Origin of the sequence: Sinorhizobium sp. 7-81, assembly GCF_030124405.1 — a bacterium.
Classification (GTDB): Bacteria; Pseudomonadota; Alphaproteobacteria; order Rhizobiales; family Rhizobiaceae; genus Sinorhizobium; species Sinorhizobium psoraleae.
Window position 1 is genome coordinate 1217307 of the sequence record NZ_JASKLT010000001.1, and the last position, 16264, is coordinate 1233570.

At 61.3% G+C, this 16264-nt stretch carries 17 protein-coding genes; 8 read left to right on the forward strand and 9 right to left on the reverse strand.

Annotated features, from left to right (window positions below; translation table 11 throughout):
• Positions 1-247 precede the first annotated feature (247 nt).
• The gene (locus QN224_RS05855) at positions 248-1741 is read left to right on the forward strand and encodes a leucyl aminopeptidase (RefSeq protein ID WP_283975890.1); all 1494 of its coding nucleotides are present in this window, start codon (positions 248-250) and stop codon (positions 1739-1741) included.
• 34 nt (positions 1742-1775) lie between these two features.
• The gene (locus tag QN224_RS05860) at positions 1776-2225 is read left to right on the forward strand and encodes a DNA polymerase III subunit chi (protein ID WP_269276834.1); all 450 of its coding nucleotides are present in this window, start codon (positions 1776-1778) and stop codon (positions 2223-2225) included.
• 176 nt (positions 2226-2401) lie between these two features.
• Here the strand turns inward: QN224_RS05860 and QN224_RS05865 are convergent, their stop codons facing one another.
• Positions 2402-3328 (reverse strand): Gfo/Idh/MocA family oxidoreductase, encoded by a 927-nt coding sequence (locus tag QN224_RS05865; RefSeq protein WP_283975891.1) that lies wholly within the window; start codon positions 3326-3328, stop codon positions 2402-2404.
• 198 nt (positions 3329-3526) lie between these two features.
• Between QN224_RS05865 and QN224_RS05870 the strand changes: the two genes are divergently transcribed.
• Positions 3527-4369 (forward strand): GNAT family N-acetyltransferase, encoded by an 843-nt coding sequence (locus tag QN224_RS05870; RefSeq protein ID WP_283975892.1) that lies wholly within the window; start codon positions 3527-3529, stop codon positions 4367-4369.
• On the opposite strand, the gene QN224_RS05875 is transcribed toward QN224_RS05870, so the two are convergent.
• Complete coding sequence (locus tag QN224_RS05875; protein WP_283975893.1) at positions 4370-6259, reverse strand: ABC-F family ATP-binding cassette domain-containing protein; 1890 nt, start codon at positions 6257-6259, stop codon at positions 4370-4372.
• Between the two features lie 318 nt (positions 6260-6577).
• Here QN224_RS05875 and QN224_RS05880 point away from each other — a divergent pair, with 318 nt between their 5' ends.
• Entirely contained in the window at positions 6578-6868 is a 291-nt protein-coding gene (locus QN224_RS05880) for a hypothetical protein (protein WP_336621101.1), read from the forward strand.
• 73 nt (positions 6869-6941) lie between these two features.
• Positions 6942-7226 carry a hypothetical protein gene (locus QN224_RS05885; protein WP_283975895.1) on the forward strand — a complete coding sequence of 95 codons (285 nt, stop codon included), beginning with the start codon at positions 6942-6944 and terminating at the stop codon, positions 7224-7226.
• 140 nt (positions 7227-7366) lie between these two features.
• Here QN224_RS05885 and QN224_RS05890 read toward each other — a convergent pair whose 3' ends face one another.
• Positions 7367-8446 carry a GGDEF domain-containing protein gene (locus tag QN224_RS05890; protein WP_283975896.1) on the reverse strand — a complete coding sequence of 360 codons (1080 nt, stop codon included), beginning with the start codon at positions 8444-8446 and terminating at the stop codon, positions 7367-7369.
• A 263-nt stretch (positions 8447-8709) separates the two neighbouring features.
• On the opposite strand from QN224_RS05890, the gene QN224_RS05895 reads away from it, so the two are divergent.
• Positions 8710-11358 carry an AMP-binding protein gene (locus tag QN224_RS05895; protein ID WP_283975897.1) on the forward strand — a complete coding sequence of 883 codons (2649 nt, stop codon included), beginning with the start codon at positions 8710-8712 and terminating at the stop codon, positions 11356-11358.
• Here the strand turns inward: QN224_RS05895 and QN224_RS05900 are convergent.
• Positions 11299-11811: a DinB family protein gene (locus tag QN224_RS05900; protein WP_283975898.1), complete on the reverse strand. Its 513-nt coding sequence runs from the start codon at positions 11809-11811 to the stop codon at positions 11299-11301. The two genes, QN224_RS05895 and QN224_RS05900, sit on opposite strands and share 60 nt — an antisense overlap.
• Before the next feature lie 260 nt (positions 11812-12071).
• Between QN224_RS05900 and ndk the strand changes: the two genes are divergently transcribed.
• Positions 12072-12494, forward strand: coding sequence for a nucleoside-diphosphate kinase (gene ndk, locus QN224_RS05905; protein WP_003531616.1), 423 nt, complete (start codon positions 12072-12074; stop codon positions 12492-12494).
• A 241-nt stretch (positions 12495-12735) separates the two neighbouring features.
• On the opposite strand, the gene QN224_RS05910 is transcribed toward ndk, so the two are convergent.
• Together QN224_RS05910 and QN224_RS05915 are read right to left on the reverse strand one after the other, a co-directional pair.
• A complete protein-coding gene (locus QN224_RS05910; protein ID WP_283975899.1) occupies positions 12736-13239 on the reverse strand; it encodes a hypothetical protein in 504 nt (167 codons plus the stop codon).
• Positions 13236-13796 (reverse strand): CGNR zinc finger domain-containing protein, encoded by a 561-nt coding sequence (locus QN224_RS05915; protein ID WP_283975900.1) that lies wholly within the window; start codon positions 13794-13796, stop codon positions 13236-13238. The genes QN224_RS05910 and QN224_RS05915 overlap by 4 nt, the downstream gene beginning before the upstream one ends.
• A 67-nt stretch (positions 13797-13863) precedes the next feature.
• Between QN224_RS05915 and QN224_RS05920 the strand changes: the two genes are divergently transcribed.
• The gene (locus QN224_RS05920) at positions 13864-14760 is read left to right on the forward strand and encodes a branched-chain amino acid ABC transporter permease (protein ID WP_283975901.1); all 897 of its coding nucleotides are present in this window, start codon (positions 13864-13866) and stop codon (positions 14758-14760) included.
• Here QN224_RS05920 and QN224_RS05925 read toward each other — a convergent pair whose 3' ends face one another.
• From QN224_RS05925 to pgsA, 3 genes are read right to left on the reverse strand one after another with little or no spacing between them, the layout of a single operon-like run.
• On the reverse strand, positions 14761-15231 hold the full coding sequence (locus QN224_RS05925) for a molybdenum cofactor biosynthesis protein MoaE (protein WP_283975902.1): 471 nt from the start codon (positions 15229-15231) through the stop codon (positions 14761-14763). It lies immediately after the preceding gene.
• A gap of 4 nt (positions 15232-15235) precedes the next feature.
• Positions 15236-15496, reverse strand: a complete 261-nt coding sequence (moaD, locus tag QN224_RS05930; RefSeq protein WP_283975903.1) for a molybdopterin converting factor subunit 1 — start codon at positions 15494-15496, stop codon at positions 15236-15238.
• Positions 15493-16080: a CDP-diacylglycerol--glycerol-3-phosphate 3-phosphatidyltransferase gene (gene pgsA / locus QN224_RS05935; protein WP_173510357.1), complete on the reverse strand. Its 588-nt coding sequence runs from the start codon at positions 16078-16080 to the stop codon at positions 15493-15495. Before pgsA ends, moaD begins: the two co-directional genes overlap by 4 nt.
• Positions 16081-16264 lie beyond the last annotated feature (184 nt).

Below are 16264 nucleotides of genomic sequence, written 5' to 3' on the forward strand. Positions count from 1 at the left end.
TTTGCGCCCCGACCGGCTCTCCGCCGGCTGCTCCGTTCGAATCCGATTCTCGAACGCCAAGGCTAATATAAGGCGAAGAACTGCGGTTAACCGCATGTAAACACGTGTGAGCATCTTGCCAAGCGGTTCAAAAGCGAGAAGGGTGCGCGCCACCACTTTGACGGTGGCCGGCGTCGCGAATGTTTGCCACTGTAACCGTCCGGTAACAGAGCGGGCGGGCCCAAATCAGAACTGCCCGGAGTGTTATATGCCGATGAAATTCGAGTTCGCTTTCAGTAAGTCCCATCGCCCGGCTGGCGGCGTCGCCGTCCTTCTTCAGGTCGCCGGTAGCAAGGAAGCAGCTGGTGCGACAGTCGCCGATCCGGAAGGCGTTTTGCCGAAGGCTGCGAAGGTCGGCAAGTTCACGGGCAAGGCGCTTTCGACACTCGATATCGTCGCTCCTCACGGATCGCCGGCCGACCGAATCCTCCTTTTCGGCCTCGGCGACGCGGCGGCACTGACGGATCACGACTGGTTGAAGGCGGGCGGCGCGGTTGCCGCGAAGCTGCGCTCCGCTGAAAAGGTCACGGTCTTTCTCGATGCGCCGGGTGTGGACGTCACGGGCAAGGCTGCCGCGGATTTCGCCCTCGGCATGGAGATGAACGCCTATTCCTTCGACAGCTACAAGACCAAGAAATCCGACGACGACTCGAAGCCCCAGCAAAAGCCGATCAAAGTCACCATCGTTACCGGCATGGTGATCGCCGCGAAGAAGGCGTTCGTTACCGCTCAGGCGATCGGCGAAGGCGTGTTTCTGGCACGCGATCTCGTCAACGAGCCGGCCAACGTACTTGGGCCGGTGGAGTTCGCGGCCAAGGCGAAGGAACTGGAAAAGCTCGGCGTCGACGTCGAAATCCTGACCGAGCGGGAGATGAAGAAACTCGGAATGGGCGCGTTGCTCGGCGTCGCCCAGGGATCTTCCAGGCCGCCGCGCCTCGTCATCATGCAGTGGAAAGGCGGAAAGGCGAAAGAGAAGCCTATCGCCTTCATCGGCAAGGGCGTCGTTTTCGATACCGGCGGCATTTCGATCAAGCCTGCTTCGGGCATGGAGGAGATGAAGGGCGACATGGGAGGCGCCGCCGCGGTTACCGGCCTCATGCATGTGCTCGCCGCGCGGCAGGCAAACGTCAACGCAGTCGGCATCATCGGGCTCGTCGAGAACATGCCGGACGGCAGTGCCCAGAGACCGGGCGACATCGTGACGTCGATGTCTGGCCAGACGATCGAGGTGATCAATACGGATGCCGAAGGCAGGCTCGTCCTCTGCGATGCGCTCTGGTACTGCAACGATCGCTTCAAGCCGCAGGCGATGATCGATCTGGCGACGCTCACCGGCGCCATCATGGTGGCGCTCAGCAGCCACTATGCGGGGTTGTTCTCGAATGACGACCGCCTTGCCGAACAACTGCTCGCAGCCGGCTCCACGACGCAGGAGCGCCTCTGGCGGATGCCGCTCGGCAAAGAATACGACAAGATGATAGACAGCAAGTTCGCCGACATGAAGAACACGGGCGGTCGCCATGGCGGCTCGGTGACGGCGGCGCAGTTCCTCAAGCGCTTCGTCAAGGATACGCCGTGGGCGCATCTCGACATCGCCGGAACGGCGATGGGCTCGCCGACCGACGAGATCAACCAGTCCTGGGGATCCGGTTTCGGCGTGCGCCTCCTCGACGAACTGGTCCGCGCGAGCTACGAGTCCTGACCGTTAGCGCGGCAGGTGTCCGGGAGAGGGCGGTATGACCGAGATTCTTTTCTATCACCTGACGGAATCGAAGCTTGAGGATGCACTGCCGCCGCTGCTCGACAAGAGCATCGAGCGCGGGTGGCGGGTGGCCGTGCAGACGGTCGATGCCGAGCGGCGCGACGCGCTGGACACGCACCTTTGGGTCTATCGGGACGACAGCTTTCTGCCGCATGGCACGGATGCCGGTGACTTTGCGGCAGACCAGCCGATCCTGATCGTCGCCGATCACGGCAATCAGAATGCCGCGACCGTGCGCTTCCTTGTGGATGGCGCGGAGCCGCCGCCGGTGAATGACTACGAGCGCGTGGTCTTCATGTTCGACGGCTACGATCAGCAGCAGCTCGAAGCCGCGCGTGCCCAATGGAAGCGGCTCAAAGGGGAGGGGCACAACCTCACCTATTGGCAGCAGAACAGAGACGGGCGCTGGGAAAAGAAGGCCTGAGCGACCCTCTCGTCAAGCGGAAAGGCTGCCCCTCATCCGGCCTGCCGGCCACCTTCTCCCCGCAAGCGGGGCGAAGGGGACTCGCCGCAAGCTCTCGGCCCCCTCTCCCCGCGCGCGGCGAGAGGATCAGGGGGAGAGGGTCAGTCAGCAATGGCAGCGAGGAGCAAACGACATTCTCAGTCGTGGAACGCCTCGACGAACTTGCGCCGGCCGAGCATGAAGGCGTCGGCTACGTGGCGCAAAGGCGCCAAATCGACATCGGACTTGCCGGTCTTGATGAGCTCGGCGAAGCGCCGATAAAGCATCGAATATTCCTGCTCCGGCTCTTCATGCACCAGCTTTCCATCGACGGCCAGCTTGGCACCGCCTTCTGACAGAACCATCTCGCCGGCGTCGGTTTCGGCGACGATGTCCCAGCTCTGCTTGCCGGTCTGGCGCCAGTCGAATTCCGCCGAAACGCTGAGTTTGTCGGCATCGCTGAAAGCGATTGTCGCAGCGATCGGCGCATCGCGATTCTCTGGAAACTCGAGCGTCGCCGACGTGATGAAGATCGGGCGGGGCAGGATATGAGTGACGATCGAGAGGGCATTGATGCCCGGGTCGAAGACGCCGAGTCCGCCGGCGGCCCAGATCCACTCCTGATTCGGATGCCAGTGGCGGACATCCTCCCTCCAGATGATCTTGACGTTGCGGATCGCCGTCGACGCGAGAAACGCCTTGGCGGCCTCGACCGCCGGCGCATAGCGCGAATGCCAGCTTGCAAAGAGCGAAACACCCTTGGCCGCCGCCAGCGCTTCGAGATCGGCAACCTCGCTCAAGGTCGCGCCCGGCGGCTTCTCGAGGAAGACGTGCTTGCCGGCCTCGAGCGCCACATGCGCGGCTTCATAACGATATTGCGACGGCATGCACAGCGAGACGGCATTAATCGCCGGTACCGCCTCCAGCATCGCCTCGATGGACTTGAAATTATCGATGCCGTCGACAATTCCGTGGCGGCTCGCCGCCGCAATCAGCCGGTAGTCGGCATTCTTTGAAATAGCCGGCAGGTGCTGGTCGCGCACGATCTTGCCGACGCCGACAATCGCAATTTGAATGGGGGTCATGGTGTTTCGCTCGGATTAGTATGATTTATTCTCGATCCTTGTAGCAGATTGGGGGCAGCGGGCAAGCGCGCTCCCGGCGCTTCTCACGTCGTCACCCTGGTCACGCAAGATGTCGGCGCCCCTTTGTGGTCGGAGCGAAAAAATGGTTTCGCTTGCCCAGGATATCGGTACCGTAGAGCGAGTTGTTGGGGATTTGCAATGACACAAACCATTCGTCATGCGACGCGCGCCGAACTCGACACGATCATCGACTGGGCTGCGCAAGAAGGATGGAACCCCGGATTGGAGGACGCCAACGCGTTCTGGGCGGCCGATCCTGAAGGATATTGGGTCGCCACCGAGGAGGACACGCTCGCAGCCGCGATCTCGCTCGTACGCTACGGTAGCGATTACGCGTTTCTTGGCTTTTACGTCGCTCGCCCCGCCTACCGCGGCCGGGGCATCGGCCTCGCGCTATGGAAGCGAGCGATCGCGGAGGCAGGGGACCGAACCGTTGGGCTCGATGGTGTCGTGGCGCAACAGGAGAACTATCGAAAGTCGGGCTTCGTCCGATCCCATGCGAATATTCGGTACGGCGGCGTAGTCGACGTGAAGGAGCCGCCCGGCACGAACCTGATCGACGTAGCGCCCGTCCATGCGCCTGCCTTGATCGCGTATGATCGCGGCTTCAACCCGGCAAGTCGCGATGCTTTTCTGCGCGAGTGGACGAAACAATTGAAGACGCGCCGAAGCGTCGTGCTGCTGCGCGATGGGACGATCACCGGTTATGGAACGCTGCGTGCCTGCCGCGAGGGGTACAAGATCGGTCCGCTCTTCGCCGACACGGAGACAGGCGCCGATCTTATCTTTCGGAAGCTCGCGGCCGAGGTGAAAGGTGGTCCGGTCTATCTCGACATTCCCGAACCGAACGTGTCGGCCCGAGCGCTTTGCGAACGCCACAACATGAAGCCGGTCTTCGAAACCGCGCGGATGTATCGGGGTCCGGCACCGGATCTTCCGCTGGGACGGATTTACGGCATCACGACATTCGAGCTTGGCTGATCAGCTGATCATCGCCTCTTCGTATTCGGTTGACAGCTCCAACCACTGCTCTTCCGCCTCGGCCAGCTTCGCGGCCGCTTCCGAGCGTTCCTTGGCTTTCTGCGCGGCCTTTGCCGGAGCTTTCTCGTAAAGAACGGGATCTGCAAGCTCGGCATCAAGAGCTTGAATCAGTTTCTCCAATTTTCCGGTCAACGATTCGATCTCGTTGATCTTTTTCCTGAGAGGCGCCAGCGATGTGCGCCTGTCGGCATTGGCCTTGCGCTGATCCGCCTTCGAGAGGGCCTCGTCCGATCCGTTGACCTTCGCCTTGTCGTCCCTGGGCTTTGGGCCGCCGACGATCAGGCTGCGGTAGTCCTCAAGATCGCCGTCGTAGGTGGCGACGGTACCATCACGCACGAGCCACAACCGGTCGGCGGTAGCCTCGATCAGGTGCCGGTCGTGCGAGATGAGAATGACCGCACCGGAATAGTCGTTGAGCGCGGTGATCAGTGCGTTGCGGCTGTCGATATCGAGATGGTTGGTCGGCTCGTCGAGGATCAGCAGGTTCGGCGCGTCGAAGGCGGCGAGCCCCATCAGGAGCCGCGCCTTCTCGCCGCCGGAAAGATCCTTCGCGGCCGTATCCATCTTTTCCGTTGCGAGGCCCATTTGCGCCACGCGCGAACGAACTTTTGCTTCCGGAGCATCGGGCATGCGCCGGCGAAGATGTTCCACCGCGCTCTGCGTCGGTACCAGATGGTCGAGTTGATGCTGGGCGAAGAAACCGATCTTCAGTCCCGGGGCGATCCGCACATCGCCGGCTTCCGCCCGAAGGCGACCGGAGATGAATTTCGCAAAGGTCGATTTGCCGTTGCCGTTGGAACCGAGCAAGGCGATGCGATCGTCTGCATCGATGCGGAGATTGAGGCGCTTGAGAATGGGCTTGCCCGGTTCGTAACCAACCGCGCCGCCCTGAATAGCGACGATTGGCGACGCCACCTGCTTTTCCGGATCGGGAAAGGAAAAACCCTGGACGTGATCCTCGATCACGGCCGCTACGGTGCCCATGCGCTCCAGCGCCTTGACGCGGCTTTGTGCCTGGCGGGCCTTCGAGGCCTTGGCCTTGAAGCGGTCGATGAAGCTCTGCAGATGCTTGCGTGCCGCTTCGTTCTTGGCTTTCGCCTTCATCTGCAATTCGTCGGCCTCCGCCTTCTGCCGCTCGAACTGGTCGTAGGAACCGCGATAGAAGGTGAGTTTCTTCTGGTCGAGGTGAACGATCGCGTTGACGGCCGTGTTCAGGAGGTCGCGATCGTGGCTGATGATAATGACCGTGTGCGGATAACGGCGAATATAGTCCTCGAGCCACAACGTACCTTCAAGGTCGAGGTAATTGGTCGGCTCGTCCAGAAGAAGCAGGTCCGGCTCGGAAAAGAGAACGGCTGCCAGAGCCACGCGCATGCGCCAGCCGCCGGAGAAGGAGGATGCCGGACGCCGCTGCCCGTCGTGATCAAAGCCCAAACCGGCAAGGATGCTTGCCGCGCGCGCTTCCGCCGAGTGGGCGCCGATGTCGGCAAGTCGCGTCTGGATCTCGGCGATCCGGTGTGGATCGGTCGCGGTCTCGGCTTCGGCGATGAGCGCGGTGCGCTCCTTGTCCGCCTTGAGTACGATCTCGATCAGCGGCTCCTCGGTGCCGGGTGCTTCCTGGGCAACCTGGCCGATGCGCGCGTTTTTCGGCAACGAGACGCTGCCGGCTTCCGCCGAAAGCTCGCCGGTAATGACGCGGAAGAGCGTCGATTTGCCTGCTCCATTACGTCCGACGAGCCCTGCCTTCGTGCCCGCCGGAAGCGTCACGGAAGCATTTTCGATGAGAAGGCGGCCCGCAATGCGGGCGGAGAGACCGGCGATCTGGATCATGCGGGCCTTTTGCCCGGACTTTTCCGGGAAGGCAAGGGGTGCGTCGGCGGCGAGATCCGGGGCTGTTCCCTGTGCGTTCCGCTTGCTGTTTTCAAGAGGGGATTGTTATCGAATCGTGGACAAGGTGTTCCGATAATCAATACTTCACATCATCATCATGAGGGACCACATCTATCGGCGAAGAGCACTCCCATGCTCTTCCGATTACCCGGACCGGGTCGAACGCCATCGGCGAGGCCGCCGCGTTCGAAGGAAGATCGGTCCGGCCAGAGGTAGTCTTTACCAAATCGTCGTTCAAGCAACGACCGCTCAGGAGTCATGATCATGAGAAATGCAATTCATACTGCGCTTGCTGCAGCCCTGGTTGCCACTGCCGTTCTCGGCGGCGCATCCGCCGCCTTCGCCGGCGGCAGCTACTATGAAGGCGTCAGCGACAAGCCGCTTTTTACCGACCGCGCACCCAAGGCGCGCAGTGAAGCCTCGGCCGTCCGTGGCGGCTACAACGGCTCCCTCGACCGCACCTCCACCGGCGCTGTGTCGGACTACGGTTCGAGGCCGGCCGTCATTCCGGGCGGTGAAGGTGAATATTACCAGGGCATCAGCCGCTAAGGCAGGCCGCCTCCCAAGAGCGGGCACGGTGTGAGAGCGCCGCGCCCGCATTTTTTCAGCAAGGAACAATCCTATGACCAAATCAATCGCAGCCCTTCTCGTTGCGGCCGCCGTGGTTGGCGGCGCCTCCACCGCGAGCGCCGGCGGCAGCTATTACGAGGGCGTCAGCTCGACGCCGCTTTTCACAGGGCGCGCGGCAGCCTCCGCCGGCACCGGCGTTTCGGCGAGCACCGCCGACAACGGTGATTTTTATGCCGGTGTGGATAACAAGTCCGTCGATGCGGCGTCGACCGGCGCTATTGCCAATGGCCGCGCGGGCGTGAACGTCTCCGGTGAAACCGAGCAGGACAACCGCTAATCCACGCCGGGAGGCGAGCCGAGCGACCCGGTCCCGCTGCGCGCGGAGCCGGGTCGTTTCATGTTTTGGCAACACCTGTGAGGTGAGTCTATGACAAGAAAAATCGAGGTAACGGTTGCTGCATGATTGAAGCGGCGCCGTCAGGCCGCATCCGCCACACTGGCCTTGCCGTGGGTCCTGTTGATGTCTGCCGAATAGACCTGAATGCCTCTCTGCGTCCGCGCCGCGGCCAAAGCAAGTTCAGCCTGGCCCAGCAACTCGGCCGCGCTCGTTGCAGCGGGAGTCAATGCAATCCCGGCAGAAAGGGAAAGGGTTTCGCTCGTGAAAGCGCGGCCCGGCGGCGTGATCGCCAAGTCTGTGACACTTTGATGGATGCGCCGGGCGATCGTCTCGGCGTTTTCGGCGGTGACGTCATCGCAGACGAACGCGAATTCCTGTGGGCCAACGCGCGCGACGAAATCGTTTTTCTTGATCGTCTTGCGGAAAGAGGTGGCGAGCTTGCTCAATACCTTTTGAGCGAGCGCGCTCCCATGCTGCTCGCCAAGATCTCGCAATCCTTCAACCGTCACCAGAACAAGTGCGGCGGACTGACCCGACGGCGGAACGTCAAATAGGGCTGCAAGTTTTTTTGAAAGGGCCGCCTGGTTCGGCAGGCCGGTCAGTCGATCCCGGTTAAGGCCCATGCGGCTTTCTTCCAGATCGCCTTCGAGCTCGGCCAAGCGTTGCGTATGCGTCTCCAGCGCTGCGCGAAGCGCGCTTTCCTCATTCATCAGCAGCCCCGCGGCATCACGCAACTGTGCCGCTTCGTCGGCGAACTCCGACATGGTTGCGACCGGATCGGAGGCAAGCCGGGAGACGAACCGCTTCATCTGATCGTTGAAGGCGTACTTTCGTGCCGATGCATCACGGAACATCGCCGTCAAATCACCGAGCGCAGCCTGCGCCTCCGCACGCGCGCGGTCTGCCGCAAGCGCGCTGTGGCCGATCAATTTGTGCTTGATGCCAAGGTGATCCAGAGCTTCTTGCGTCGGCTCCGGACCAAGCGTTGCGAGATCGTGCGACAGTTGCGGCATGTGGCCGGACAGAGCTTCATAAATCAGCTCGTAGTTGCGGGGGAGGGCAGCCACGCCGAGCCGCATCATCGAATGCGCCAGTTTTTGGATGATCACCGCATTTCGTGCCTGCGATTGGCCGCGCGGTGGTGGAGAATGCTGGGTCATTGCGGTGCCTTGATACCAATGTCGAACTCGTCGAACTCGCCTCGCACTATCCCGGCGCGAATTTAAGAGATCCTGAATACGCCCGAGCAGCGGAAGGAAAATGCACGATATGGTTGCTGAAACATGATCCTCTGCAGAGAGGCGGTCGTGTGCTGCTGTTTGCCGCACCGATCGTCACAGGAGTAGCCGCTTTCGGTTGCGTTCTTATACTTGACTGCTTGAGTCAGCAATTATATGCCGCCTTGCTGAAATAGGAGGCGGTCTTGAGCGCAGGCGATTTGTCGAAGTTTCCATTGTTCTCTGCGAACCTGGCTGCCTGGGACGAGCGGCCGGCGCTGTTGTTTCCCGGAGAGCGGATAATAAGCTATAGCGAACTGGCCGCGCGCGTCGATCGTCAGGCATCATCCTGGCGCGGCGAGCGAGGACTGGTCATGCTGGAGGCCGACCTTTCGGAGCACGCAATCATCGCCTATCTCGCGGCGCTCAGCGCCGGACACGCGATTGCCATCCAGGGCTCCGGTACCCCCGATCAAAAAATTCTCGAGCCTGAATATTGCTATCGCCGTTGTGATGGCCGATGGCGGACGGAACGTCTGCCGGGGAGCAATTTGCAACTCCATCCGGATCTCGCGGTCCTGCTCTCGACATCCGGCAGCACCGGCCACGGAAAATGCGTGAGACTGTCCGCCGCGAACGTTCAGTCGAACGCCCGTTCGATCGCCGATTATCTCGGCCTCACCGCCTCGGATCGAGCCTGTCTCATTCTGCCGTTCCACTATTCCTATGGCCTCTCCGTGCTGAATGCCCACCTGTCGGTCGGTGCAAGCCTTTATGTCCCGGGTGGCTCCATTCTGGATGACGGCTTTCTCGATGGACTTGCGGAAAGCGGCAGCACCAATCTTTCCGGCGTTCCCTATTCCTATGAACTTCTGGAAAAGGTGGGAGTCCGTGAGCGGGAATTCCCCGATCTGCGCTTCATGACCGTCGCCGGAGGGAGATTGGCGTCCGAGAAGATTCGCCTTTACAACGAGCACCTCACGGCACGCGGCGCTTCCTTTTTCGTCATGTACGGCCAGACGGAGGCGACCGCCCGTATGGCCTATGTTCCCCCTGATCGCCTCAGGGGCAGGGAAGATCGGATCGGCATCGCCATCCCGGGCGGTAGCCTGACCATCGAGAGTGACGAGGGGCAATTGATCGCGGGCACCGATACGCCTGGCGAACTTGTCTATCGCGGGCCGAACGTGATGATGGGCTATGCCTCGTCGCGCGCCGATCTCGCACGCGGCTGCGACCTTTCAGAATTGCGCACCGGCGATCTGGCGACGAGAGACGTCGACGGGTACTTCCGGATCGTTGGGCGGACGAAGCGCATATCGAAGATCGCCGGCCTGCGCATCGGGCACGACGGTTTGGAGGCCGCCCTCGAACGACACGGCATCGCAGCCGCCGTCGTCGGCGACGATACGAGCGTTCACGCCTTCTATGTGGGAGAGCGCGATCGCGACGACATCCGCAGCATCCTGGCCACCGCGAGTGGTTTGACCGTCTTGCAGGTGAAGGCTTCGCGCGTCAACGCGCTGCCGAGGCTTCCATCCGGCAAGATCGATTATCAGGCTCTCCGCAACGCGATGAAGAAGGACACCGGTACCGTCGCGGAGGAAGACGGAATCGCGGCGCTCTTCAACCAGATCTTCGGCCCGAAAAAGGTTCGGTCCGACGACAGCTTCCTTTCGCTTGGCGGCGACTCGCTGCGTTTCGTCCAGCTTTCGATCGGCCTGGAGAAGCTTCTCGGCGAAATACCCGAGGCTTGGGAAAAGATGTCGGTCGCTGAACTTGCGGCATTGGGAAAGCGCGAAACCAAAAGCAGACGGATCGGCACCGATCTCCTCATTCGGGCATTGGCGATCCTGCTCGTCGTCCTGCACCACGAGATCTTATGGCCCATCCCCGGCGGATCGGCGGCGATGGTCATCCTTGCCGGTTTCGGCGTTGCGCGCTTCCAACGCGGCGCCTTGCTATCGGGCGCGGTGCTGCGCCTCCTGCGGCCCCTCACGCAGATTCTGATGCCTTATTATCTGATCGTGGTGGGCTACACCCTTGCCTGGGGGGAGATACCTTGGGCGTCGGTTTTCCTCCTTGGCAATCTCGGTCTTGCCGATCCGGAACACCACAGCATGGTGCCTTACCTCTACTGGTTCATCGAGGCCTATTGCCAGATGCTTGTCGTCTTTGCGGCATTGTTCGCTGTGCCATCGGTCCGACGTGCGGCTGCCTCGAAGCCCTTCATGCTCGGAATGGCGTTGCTCGCGGCAGCTCTCGTCGCCCGGCTGGCATTGCCGTTGGTGGTCGATATGGGCAACCGCCAGATTTTCACGCTGCCGTGGATATTCCACCTGGCGGTCATCGGCTGGTGCGCTGCTGTTGCCGAGACGAGGCTTGAGCGTGGCGTGCTGATGCTGGCCGGAACGGCCATCTTCCTGTTCTTCGGGCTTTATGAGGGCGTATGGATCGGGACGAAGATCAAATATCTGCTGCAGATTCCGGTTCTGGCTGCCTTGCTCTTCCTGCCGCAGATCAGGATGCCGCAATGGATTGCGAAGCTCATCCTGCCGATCTCGGCCGCCGGCTTTCACATTTATATTCTGCACCGTTTCGTGCCGGAGCTTCTGCTGCCTCCACTGCAGCCATTGATGTCGCCGGCTGCCTATTCGCTGTGCTCGATCGTCGGCGGGATAGCGCTCGGCATGGCGGCATGGCTTGCCCAGCGGTATTTCATGAAACTCTGGGCGCAGACCAGGCACGGCGGCGGTCTCATCGATTGGCAGAACCGGTTCGTCGGGCGGGTTCCGTCAATTCGCCCACTTCTCGCCATCGGACCGCAGGAAGAAAACCAGGTCCAGCGTCAATGACGGGCGCCCGAGCGCGGTCAGGGTTGCATGCGCCTGGCCGCGGTGATGGGTCTGGTGGTTGAAGAAATGGGCGAGCGTCGGCCCGAGTCTCTGGATGATTTCGCCCGGGGCACTAAGTGGTGTATAGGTGACCTTCGTTGCCAGGCGAGCTTCATCGAGGCTGTCGATCCAGGCGATGATGCGTTCGTCTTCCGCCACGCGCGACGCCGTCAGCGCCGCGAGATCATCGTGCAGGATCGCGTCGAGTGCGGAGGGGGCTTCGCCCTCCTTGGTGAAGCGTCTCATCCAGATGCGATCGGCCGCCAGGAGGTGATTGAGCGTCCCATGGAGCGAGCCGAAGAACGCGCCCTTCTGCTGGCGGTACTCCGTGTCCGAGAGTTCAGCCGCGGCGGCGTAAAGCCGCCGGTTGGCCCAGCGGTTGTAATCGGCAAACATGCGGTAATGGTCGAGCATCGGCGATCTCCCCTATAGTCGCCCGAGCCTAGCGCAAATCGGTATCCGGGTGTCGAATGCCACCAATGAAATTTGTTGATTGATCTGCGGCTGCCCTGCCGATGGTACGCTGGCTTGAGCCTCATGACTGTTTGGAACGCTCCGTGACAGCGGCATGAAACTCTCGCCGGCGGGGTCGAAACATCGCCGCGCCCCCTTGTTTTGCACGGAATTGGCGGCTAATGAACCGCCACTTTCCAAGAAACAAGGGAATTGAGCCAATGGCGATTGAACGTACTTTTTCGATGATCAAGCCGGATGCGACGAAGCGCAACCTGACCGGTGCCATCACCAAGATGCTCGAAGACGCCGGCCTGCGCGTCGTCGCTTCGAAGCGCGTCTGGATGAGCCGCCGCGAAGCCGAAGGCTTCTACGCCGTACACAAGGAGCGCCCGTTCTTCGGCGAACTGGTCGAGTTCATGTCCTCCGGCCCGACCGTTGTTCAGGTTCTCGAAGGCGAGAACGCCATTGCCAAGAACCGCGAAGTCATGGGCGCCACCAATCCCGCAAACGCTGCCGAAGGCACCATCCGCAAGGTCCATGCGCTGTCGATCGGCGAAAATTCGGTTCATGGTTCGGATGCTCCGGAAACGGCCGCCGAGGAAATCGCCTACTGGTTCTCCGGCACCGAGATCGTCGGCTGATTCACGTTCTTCGTTTACGCCTGCAAAGGCTTGAAACGACTCTTAAAAACCGGGGCGGCAACGCCCCGGTTTTTAACTGCATGATTTTGTTCCTAAATCGAAATCGATTTAGGAACAAAATCATGCAGAGTTTCAAGGTCTACAACGACCTATGAGCATCAAACTGGACGCGCGGCGCTGTAATGCATGTCGCTCGAAAGTGTGCAGCGGTTTTGGGGCAACGATATTTATGACGCGCCCTTTACGTCGGGCAGGCCGCCGTTTCGAAGCGCTCCGGTGCCCTGCCGCCCACGAAGACCTCCGGGTTCTTGTCGTAGGCCGGCCCTTCGACGAGGGGCTTTGCCGGCAGGACATCCTGATCGACGTCGGACGTCACCGTCGTTTCCAATTTCTGCAGCGTCGCGCCGTCCGGTCCCTTGACCTCGATCGTCACCGCGTAGGGCCTCTCTTTCTTGACGCAGCTTATCTCCGGGCTTTCCAGCGTCACTTTATCAAGTTTCGGAAAGAGCTTGCGCGTCAGCGTCAGCGGTTCGCCGCCGGCCGGGTTCTCGAAGCTGGCGACGACGACGCTGCCGTCCGGCACCGGTTCTGTCTTATTGAGCGTGATCATGTAGGCGGCATAGGCGAGCCGGTAGTTGAAGACGAACATCTTTCCGGTCAGCTCCAGCGGGTCCGGTCCGGTTTCGCGCTGGCAGCCGACAAGTACCGCCGCGGCAAAGAGAGCGGATATGATGACTCGTTTCATTGCTGAACTCCCTGCCTGTTGCGGCGATAATGCCGTCTCGCTTTCGTGCGGTTGCCGCAAACCGCCATGTCGCACCAGGTGCGGCTTCTGTTGCGGCTGCGGTCGAGAAACAGCCAGCAGCAATTGGGACATATTTTCAGGCGATCCGGCTCGGGGTTGGCAATAAGACTGAGTGCCGAATGCGCGGTCGCCACATCGAGTGATGTGCCTTGGCCGTTGCCCGCTGGCTGACGCAAGACGGCGGCAATCGCCTCCAGAAGGTCTGCCAGCAGATCGGGCCGGTCTTGGGCCTCGACTTGCGCCCGAAAATGGCGGTCCGTCGCCTCGCGCAATCCGATGAGGGATTTCCGGTTCTCGGGCGGCGCCGGAACAAGCGTGCCGAAACGCTCTCTTTCGGCGCTGTAGAGACTAGCGGCCCCGGCAAAGGAGTCCATCGCGGCGGCGTCGGCGAAGCGATCGACCCGGCGTTCCGGATCGAAGCGCAGGACCACCGAGTTCGCGACATCCAAGGCCAGTACGCCGCCCGAAAATCTATGTTCAGTCCAGGTGAAGGTCATCCCAAATTCCTAACTGGTAAAACTGATTTTACCAGTTATATTGCTTCTGTCACCCTGTGGATGTGCAATGGCCTATTTTCTTCAGCAGATTGCCAATGCCGTGCCCGTCGCGGCGCTCTACGCGGCGCTTGCTTTCGGCTATGCCATCGCCTTTGCCGTGACGCGGAGGGCTGACCTCACCTACGGAGCGCTCTTCGCTTTTGCCGGTCAGATGTTCGTGCTTTTCGCGGATGTCGGCTGGAACCGGCTCTGGCTGGTCCTGCCGGCTGCGCTTGGCCTCGGGGCGGCGGCGGCGCTGACATTCGGACTTGGCGCCGGGCTCGTCGCGGGGCGCTACGTGATGCGACCCCTGGCCTTCTCCTCGGCCAACGCCGTGGTCGTCGCCTCGCTTGGCACTCTTCTTGTGCTGATGGAAACGGCGCGTCTTGCCTCGGACACCCGAAGCCTATGGATGCCGCCGTTCCTCAACAGTGTCATCGTGTTCTGGCCCGATCCGCAGTTCCCGGTGACGCTGACGACCATTCAACTGCTGAACACCGCGCTGATGGCGGCATTGGTCGCGGGCGGGCATTTCCTGCTAACCCACTCCTTTATCGGGCGCTACTGGCGCGCCGTGTCCGAGGACCGCGAGGCAGCGGCGCTATGCGGCGTCGATCCCGCAACCGTCTACATCGTTGCCTATGGCACCGCGTCGCTGATCGCAGCGTTCTGCGGAATCCTTGCGGCTTCCTATTATGGCAACATGGATTTCGGCACGGGCCTGACCTTCGGCGTCAAAGTTTTGTTCATCGCCGCAATCGGCGGGCAAACGGCGCCGCTGCTTGCCGCTCTGGGTGCCGCCGGTGTCGGTCTGCTTGAAACGCTTTGGTCCGCTTACGGCCCGATTCTCTGGCGGGATTTCGCGATCTTCGGTTTTCTCGTCATCGTGCTGGTCGTGACACGCCGGGAAAAGGTCATTCCCTGATCAGTTCTTTGAAGACCAGCGGCCCCGCGCCGTGTCGTCGGCATCCTTGGCGCTGACCCAGCCGCCGGTGCTGCCATCGGCACGATGCTCCTTCTTCCAGAAGGGAGCCGAGGTCTTCAGGAAATCCATGATGAAATTGGCGCCGTCGAACGCCGCTTGCCGGTGCGGCGAGGCCGTCACCACAAGCACGATGTTATCGCCCGGCATGATCTTGCCGTAGCGATGAATGGCAGTTGCCGCCTGCAATCCGAAACGCGTCACCGCCTCGTGGCAAATGCGTTCGATTTCGGCTTCCGCCATGCCGGGATAGTGTTCCAGTTCAAGCGCGCCAAGCACACCGGCCTCATCGCGGCAAAGCCCCGAAAACGTCACGACCGCGCCAATGTCCCCGCGGCCTCGGGAGAGCGAGGCGACTTCGGCGGCGAGGTCGAAGTCTTCGCGCTGGACGCGCACGGTGACGGCGGCGTTCATGTCTTCAGCCGCCCGTCATCGGTGGAAAGAGGGCGATCTCGCGCGCTCCGGCGATCGGCTCGCCATGATCGACATGTTCCTGGTTGATCGCCGCGCGAATGACGTTCTGGTGTTCGAGTGCCGCCTCGTATCGCTCGCCGAGCGTTTTCAGATGCGCAAGCAGATCGGCAACCGTGACGACATTCGCGGGAAGCTCCAGCGTTTCCTCACCCCTGCCGATGCGCTCCCGCACCCAGGAAAAATAGACGAGATTGACCGTGCTCATTCATTGACCACATGTTTCAAACCGGCGCGGAAATAATCATAGCCCGTATAGAGCGTGATTGCAGCCGCGATCCACAGAAGCACAATGCCGGCTTCGGTGATGTAGGGGACGATCTTGTCGCCGGCCGGACCGGCCAGCAGAAAGGCGATCGCCACCATCTGGATGGTCGTTTTCCATTTCGCGATGCGCGTCACCGGCACGCTCACCTTGAGCGCGGCAAGATATTCGCGCAGGCCGGACACCAGAATCTCACGGCAGAGAATGATGATCGCAGCCCAGATCGACCAGCCCGCGATCGTGCCGTCGGCGGCAACGAGGAGCAGGATCGAAGCGACGAGCAGCTTGTCGGCAATCGGATCCAGCATCCGGCCGATGTTCGACGTCTGCTTCCAGATGCGGGCGAGATAGCCGTCGAAGAAATCCGTGATCGACGCCGTGACGAACAGGACAAGCGCGGTCCACCGCGCGAAGTCCGAGCTGTGCAGCCGGCCCTCGATGAAGAAGCAAAGCACGATCAGCGGCACGATCAGGATGCGGAAATAGGTGAGCAGGTTCGGGACACTATAGGCAATGGGCGTTGACATGAACTCGGTTTCTCTGGACGACGGCAGAGCAGCACGCGAAAGGAGCGGCGGCCACCTTTCCCATCCCCTCTGGGTTTCATGTGTACAGAATGACTTTGCGACCATAAGGTCAACAGGACATTGCACAACGGTTGTCATATTTGGCGGATTTCATCTGAACGCAGGCTGAATTGCGCCGCCACTG

What these genes read in the sequence shown, in the direction of transcription:
- QN224_RS05925 (WP_283975902.1), bottom strand. Translation starts at nt 15,231, where the DNA reads ATGAACGCCGCCGTCACCGTGCGCGTCCAGCGCGAAGACTTCGACCTC.
- QN224_RS05875 (WP_283975893.1), bottom strand. Translation starts at nt 6,259, where the DNA reads ATGATCCAGATCGCCGGTCTCTCCGCCCGCATTGCGGGCCGCCTTCTC.
- QN224_RS05865 (WP_283975891.1), bottom strand. Translation starts at nt 3,328, where the DNA reads ATGACCCCCATTCAAATTGCGATTGTCGGCGTCGGCAAGATCGTGCGC.
- QN224_RS05860 (WP_269276834.1), top strand. Translation starts at nt 1,776, where the DNA reads ATGACCGAGATTCTTTTCTATCACCTGACGGAATCGAAGCTTGAGGAT.
- moaD (WP_283975903.1), bottom strand. Translation starts at nt 15,496, where the DNA reads ATGAGCACGGTCAATCTCGTCTATTTTTCCTGGGTGCGGGAGCGCATC.
- ndk (WP_003531616.1), top strand. Translation starts at nt 12,072, where the DNA reads ATGGCGATTGAACGTACTTTTTCGATGATCAAGCCGGATGCGACGAAG.
- QN224_RS05910 (WP_283975899.1), bottom strand. Translation starts at nt 13,239, where the DNA reads ATGAAACGAGTCATCATATCCGCTCTCTTTGCCGCGGCGGTACTTGTC.
- QN224_RS05920 (WP_283975901.1), top strand. Translation starts at nt 13,864, where the DNA reads ATGGCCTATTTTCTTCAGCAGATTGCCAATGCCGTGCCCGTCGCGGCG.
- QN224_RS05880 (WP_336621101.1), top strand. Translation starts at nt 6,578, where the DNA reads ATGATCATGAGAAATGCAATTCATACTGCGCTTGCTGCAGCCCTGGTT.
- QN224_RS05855 (WP_283975890.1), top strand. Translation starts at nt 248, where the DNA reads ATGCCGATGAAATTCGAGTTCGCTTTCAGTAAGTCCCATCGCCCGGCT.
- QN224_RS05915 (WP_283975900.1), bottom strand. Translation starts at nt 13,796, where the DNA reads ATGACCTTCACCTGGACTGAACATAGATTTTCGGGCGGCGTACTGGCC.
- QN224_RS05890 (WP_283975896.1), bottom strand. Translation starts at nt 8,446, where the DNA reads ATGACCCAGCATTCTCCACCACCGCGCGGCCAATCGCAGGCACGAAAT.
- pgsA (WP_173510357.1), bottom strand. Translation starts at nt 16,080, where the DNA reads ATGTCAACGCCCATTGCCTATAGTGTCCCGAACCTGCTCACCTATTTC.
- QN224_RS05870 (WP_283975892.1), top strand. Translation starts at nt 3,527, where the DNA reads ATGACACAAACCATTCGTCATGCGACGCGCGCCGAACTCGACACGATC.
- QN224_RS05885 (WP_283975895.1), top strand. Translation starts at nt 6,942, where the DNA reads ATGACCAAATCAATCGCAGCCCTTCTCGTTGCGGCCGCCGTGGTTGGC.
- QN224_RS05900 (WP_283975898.1), bottom strand. Translation starts at nt 11,811, where the DNA reads ATGCTCGACCATTACCGCATGTTTGCCGATTACAACCGCTGGGCCAAC.